The 5,479-nt window shown below is 46.0% G+C and carries 3 protein-coding genes and 3 pseudogenes; 2 read left to right on the top strand and 4 right to left on the bottom strand.

All coding sequences use genetic code 11. The features are described 5' to 3' along the window. A pseudogene (locus IM515_RS16780) lies at window positions 1–238 on the top strand (hypothetical protein); the annotation flags it as partial. A 16-nt stretch (window positions 239–254) separates the two neighbouring features. Here the strand turns inward: IM515_RS16780 and moeB are convergent. Continuing rightward, window positions 255–1,427, bottom strand: a complete 1,173-nt coding sequence (gene moeB / locus IM515_RS16775) for a molybdopterin-synthase adenylyltransferase MoeB (protein WP_287630072.1) — start codon at window positions 1,425–1,427, stop codon at window positions 255–257. A 159-nt stretch (window positions 1,428–1,586) separates the two neighbouring features. Continuing rightward, a complete protein-coding gene (gene gcvH, locus IM515_RS16770) occupies window positions 1,587–1,982 on the bottom strand; it encodes a glycine cleavage system protein GcvH (RefSeq protein WP_287630070.1) in 396 nt (131 codons plus the stop codon). Between the two features lie 246 nt (window positions 1,983–2,228). Between gcvH and IM515_RS16765 the strand changes: the two genes are divergently transcribed. After that, the gene (locus IM515_RS16765; RefSeq protein WP_287630069.1) at window positions 2,229–4,937 is read left to right on the top strand and encodes a bifunctional acetate--CoA ligase family protein/GNAT family N-acetyltransferase; all 2,709 of its coding nucleotides are present in this window, start codon (window positions 2,229–2,231) and stop codon (window positions 4,935–4,937) included. A gap of 22 nt (window positions 4,938–4,959) precedes the next feature. Here the strand turns inward: IM515_RS16765 and IM515_RS16760 are convergent. Both IM515_RS16760 and IM515_RS16755 read right to left on the bottom strand, forming a co-directional pair. Then, window positions 4,960–5,292: pseudogene (locus IM515_RS16760) on the bottom strand (NAD-dependent epimerase/dehydratase family protein); the annotation flags it as partial. 31 nt (window positions 5,293–5,323) lie between these two features. Beyond that, a pseudogene (locus IM515_RS16755) lies at window positions 5,324–5,479 on the bottom strand (IS1 family transposase); the annotation flags it as partial.

The raw sequence follows: 5,479 nt of genomic DNA, 5'->3' as shown, positions 1-5,479 counted from the left end.
GGAGATGGGGAGATGGGGAGATGGGGAGATGGGGAGATGGGGAGATGGGGAGATGGGGAGATGGGGAGATGGGGAGATGGGGAGATGGGGAGATGGGGAGATGGGGAGAGGGGGAGATGGGGAGATGGGGAGATGGGGAGATGGGGAGATGGGGAGATGGGGAGATGGGGAGATGGGGAGATGGGGGAATTCGACTAATACCCTAATACCCCAAAACCCCAAAACCCTAACACCCTAACACCCAAGGACCGAAATTAGTATTCTGGTACGGTGGAATCGACTTCGCGACTCCAGGCGCTGATACCACCTTTGACGTTAATTCCTTCGATACCTGCCTCTTTGAGGATAGCGAGGGCTTTAGCGGAACGTCCCCCCATCTTACAATGGGCGATAAGACGATAACCGTTGACTAATTCCTTAATTTTGGGAATTGCCGCACCGTTTTCGATATCGGGTAGGGGAATTAACACCGAGTTGGGGATCTTAGCGATTTGGTACTCGTTGGGATTACGCACATCGATGAGAATGTAATCATTGGCATTGCTGTCAATTAGTGCTTTTAACTCTACTACGGTCATTTCTGTCATTTTTTGCTGTTCTGCTGCTTCTTGTGCTTTTGCTTGCGGGATACCGCAGAATTGTTCGTAATCAATTAGTTTTTCAATGACGGGACGGATAGGATTCGGACGCAATTTTAACTCGCGGAATTTCATTTCCCAAGCATTGTAGAGCAGTAAACGACCACTGAGGGTATCCGGAGCGCCGAGGATAATTTTAATGGCTTCTGTGGCTTGAATTGTGCCGATTACTCCGGGTAAAACCCCTAAAACGCCGCCTTCCGCACAGGAGGGAACCATCCCCGGTGGTGGCGGTTCGGGATAGAGATCGCGGTAGTTGGGACCGCCTTGGTAGTTAAAAACGGTTGCCTGTCCTTCAAAGCGGAAAATTGAGCCATAGACGTTGGGTTTGTCGAGAAGAACACAAGCATCATTAGTCAGATAACGGGTGGGGAAATTATCCGTCCCGTCGATAACTACATCATAGGGGGCTAAAATGTCAAGGGCATTTTCGGAACTTATGCGGGTTTCGTACAAATCCACCTGACAATAGGGGTTAATTTCTAGAATTCTGTCCTTAGCGGAAACAATTTTCGGTTTACCTACCCAAGAAGTGCCGTGAATAATTTGACGTTGCAGATTGGAACTATCGACGATATCGAAGTCAACAATACCAATTCTACCGATGCCAGCCGCCGCTAGATAGAGTAAAAGCGGGGAACCGAGTCCCCCGGTGCCGATGCAGAGAACACTGGCGGCTTTTAGTTTTTTTTGACCTTCTAAGCCCACTTCGGGCAGAATAATGTGTCGAGAGTAGCGTTGAACCTCCTCTTGGGAAAGTTCGATCGCCGCGAGATTAGGATTTAGCATAGATTGGGTAAATAGTGAAACCTCACTCGATTCGGGCAAGAATTTCGTCTCAGCACGGTTTAGAGACAAAAATCAGGAAGACTCGATCGCTTCCTGGATTTTTAATTCTTTCTATGCTTATGATAGTGTGAGGGTCTGGCTCCCTGTTGTTAATATTAGTTAACTTTCCCCTGCTACTTGGGCGCGGTATTCACTAGCGGAGAGGGTGTCAGCCAAGGCAGTATCGGGATTTTCTACCCGCACTTTTAATAACCAACCCTCCCCGTGGGGATCATCGGCAATTAATTCGGGGGAGTCAATCATCCCTTGATTGCGATCGACTACGGTTCCCGAGACGGGAGGATAAAGCTCTTCTACCGCTTTTACCGATTCGATCGTGCCGAAACTACTACCCACTTTCAGCGCCTCTCCCAATTCGGGCAATTCTAGAAACACGATATCACCCAATTGATCGACGGCAAAAGCACTAATTCCCAAGGTAGCGATTTCACCTTCGAGTCTGACGTATTCGTGGGTTTCTAGGTATCTCAAATCCTCGGGATATTCCAGTTCCATCGTCTGTCTCTAAATATTTACAGCATCAGATAGTTTACTAGATCTCTTGGGGAAAATGTTCATCGGCTAGGGCTGTTTTATTGCCAACCCTACCTAGACAAAATTAATTACACCGATCGAAGCCTGATTAAACAGCTAAAATTGGTCTAGGTTGATCGGGGAACACCGGAACACTGGAACAGTAAGGGTTAGCTGCTTTTTTAGCTCACTTAACAATACCCATTTTAAATATCTCCTAGCTTACTTATGTTAAATCCCATCTTAGAGCCTCGTGGTGGCGAACATCAAACCATAAGAGCCTTTTTTGAGCCAAAAACCATCGCTGTGGTGGGATTTAATCGCCAAAATCCCCAACTCGATCGCACTCTTTTAAATAATCTCCATCATAATCCCGGTCAGCACCGCCTTTATCTAGTTAATCCTCACCCCGAAAACTGGCTCGCTCTTCCCACCTATAGCAGTTTAGAGGATATCCAGACGGCGATCGATCTGGTAATTATCACCGCCCCTGCTCCCGAAATTCCCGCTATTATCGCCCAATCTGTCGAAAAAAAGGTTAAATGCGCCCTGATTCTCTCCACGGGTTTTCGGGAAACTGGACAGATGGGGGAAAATTTACTTAGGGAAATTAAAGCGATCGCTGGTCAAAAATTACGCATAATCGGTCCCCATAGCTCAGGAATCTGCAATATAAGCCAAAATCTTAACGCCACCTTTTCCCCCATCCTGCCGAAAACCGGTTCAATTGCTCTGATTAGTCAAAGTGGGGCGATCGCTGCTGCCGTGCTTGATTGGAGTTTAAGCGAAAATGTCGGGTTTAGTCACTTCATCTCCCTCGGAGTCCTTTTAGATGTGGATTGGGGCGAATTACTCTATTATTTAGGAGACGATCCCCAAACCAAAAGCATCGTTATCTACCTAGAATCCCTGAATAATGCCCGCTCTTTTCTGTCCTCGGCCCGAGAAGTTGCCCTAAATAAACCAATTATCGCCATTAGTCGCCACAGTACCGACTTTGACCCCACTTCTCTTTCCCATGCTGGCAAATTGACCAGCGATCAGCTAACTCTCTCCGCTGCCTTTGCTCGCTGTGGCATCGTGGAAGTACAAAGACTGGCCGATCTCTTGAATATCACGCAAGTTTTAGCGAAAATTCCCCGATTTCCCCGGGGAAAACGCTTGACAATCATCAGCAATGGTGTGGCTCCCGCTCTTTTAGCGGCCTCGGCTTTACTGGCGGAAGATGGACAACTGGCAACCCTTACCCCCGCAACGATCGAAAAACTAGCGCCTCTTGTTCCCGCGGATATCGTCCCCCAAAATCCCATCGATCTGCGTCGCGGCAGCGATCCCGATAGCTACGCTCGCGCCCTAGAGATCGCTTTAGCGGATGCACATACCGACGCGGTGTTGATGATTCTCTCGCCTCGTTTTAACACCGATCTGCGAGAAATCGCCCATAGAATCGCTTCAATCGCTCAAAATAGCAAAAAACCCATTTTAGCAAGTTTGATGGGGGGAGAGGGCATTGCAGAGGGGGTAGCGTTATTAAATCAGCAGGGTATCCCCACCTATCGCTATCCCGATTCGGCAGCCCGGGTGTTTAATTTGCTCTGGAAATATGAAGAGAATCTGCGCGGTCTTTATCAAACGCCAATTTTAGCCAATTCTCAGGAAAATGGCTCCGATCGAGTTTTAGTGGGCCAGATTATCGAGCAAGCAGGGGATAGAACAATTCTCAGTGAGCCAGAGTCTTTAGCTATACTGAAAGCTTATGGAATCCCTGTTATGGTCACTGAAATCGCTGAAAATGCTGCAGAAGCAGTTAATCTCGCCGAATCTCTCGGTTATCCCGTGGTGATGAAACTGCATTCCCAGACGATTATCCATAAAAGCGCGGTGGGTGGGGTACAATTGCCGCTTTTTTCCCCTAGGGCAGTGGTACAAGCATATCAGGCTATCAAAGCTAATGTTAGCGCACAAGTGGGTGGGGAGCATTTTCTCGGGGTGATTATTCAACCGATGTTAGAAATCGATCGAGGATATGAGTTAATTATCGGCTCTAATTACGATGATCAGTGCGGACCGGTGATAATTTTCGGCACTGGTGGTCGTTTAGTCGATATTTTTCAAGATTACGCCACCGCTCTACCTCCTTTAAATACTAATCTCGCTCGCCGACTTTTAGAAAAAACCAAGATTTATCGGGCTTTTCAGGGACTAAATGGGCTTAAATCGCTTAATTTAGCGAATTTGGAGCAAATAATCGTGAGATTTAGTCACCTGGTTAGTGAACAACCTCGCATTAAAACTATCGATATTAATCCCTTTTTTGCCGATTCAGAGCAATTAATCGCTCTTTCCGCTTCTATCCTTCTTCATCCTCCAACTACTCCCCCAGAAAAGTTATCTCATCCGGCGATTCGTCCCTATCCCGAACATTACATAGAACCTTGGACGACGAAAAGAGGATTAAAGGTGCTAATTCGTCCAATTCAGGCAGCGGATGAGCCTTTAGTGCGACAATTTCACCATTATCTCTCGGAAGAAACCATTTATTATCGTTATTTTCATCTTGTCAATCTCGATCGCCAAACCGCTTATGATCGTCTTACGCGCATTTGTTTTATCGACTACGATCGAGTAATGAGCTTAGTGGTAGAGATTAATAACGATCAGACGGAAGAACCAGAAATTATCGCTATAGGACGCTTAAATAAACTGCACGGCGTTAATGTGGCGGAATTTGACCTATTAGTTAGGGATGACTATCAAGGTCAAGGAATTGGTACAGAATTACTACAGCGTTTAGTCACTATTGGCAAAAAGGAAGGATTAGAGGGAATTGAAGGGGAAATTTTAAGGGATAACCGCGCTATGCAGATGATAGCCGCTAAAGTGGGGTTTTCTCTCCATAAAACTGCCGATTTCGTCAAAGCGGAACTTGAATTATGAAGTCTTTTTGACCAGCTGATCACTAATTTTCTGGCTGAATTGTTCGAGCTAATCCTTGCTCTAAAGTAAAGGGAGGTTGCCAATCCAAAGTTTTTTGAATATAGCTAGAGTCAACGGCAAGAGAACCAAGCAAGCGATCGATATTATAGGTATTAAAAGGGAGGTTTTTCCCTGTTATAGATTCTACCCTATCACCCAGATAACCTAAGAATCTAAGCAGGGTAGTGGGGACGGGTAGCAGTTGACAGGGTTGTTGAATTTGTTGAGCAATGAGTCGAATTAATTGGGGAGTCGAAACAGCTTGGTTATCGCTAATTAAAAAGATTTGATTAGCGGCATTAGGATGATCTAAACAGGGGTGGTGATTCGGTAGTAGTGATGGCGGCTTAATCCTTTGCCAGGTGTGCATTGTAGTCATGGATAAAATACCAAAGGGTTCCCCAACGTGATTCTCCATTTTTTTAGAGAAAGATAGACTCTCTCTCACCAACCGAGAAATCCTTTGTCGAAAGGTATTATTTAATCTTTCAATAGGATTAGTT

This window comes from Microcystis sp. M44BS1 (assembly GCF_020244875.1).
GTDB lineage: Bacteria > Cyanobacteriota > Cyanobacteriia > Cyanobacteriales > Microcystaceae > Microcystis > Microcystis panniformis.
This window is presented reverse-complemented; position numbering and strand designations above follow the sequence as displayed.

What these genes read in the sequence shown, in the direction of transcription:
- IM515_RS16765 (WP_287630069.1), top strand. Translation starts at nt 2,229, where the DNA reads ATGTTAAATCCCATCTTAGAGCCTCGTGGTGGCGAACATCAAACCATA.
- gcvH (WP_287630070.1), bottom strand. Translation starts at nt 1,982, where the DNA reads ATGGAACTGGAATATCCCGAGGATTTGAGATACCTAGAAACCCACGAA.
- moeB (WP_287630072.1), bottom strand. Translation starts at nt 1,427, where the DNA reads ATGCTAAATCCTAATCTCGCGGCGATCGAACTTTCCCAAGAGGAGGTT.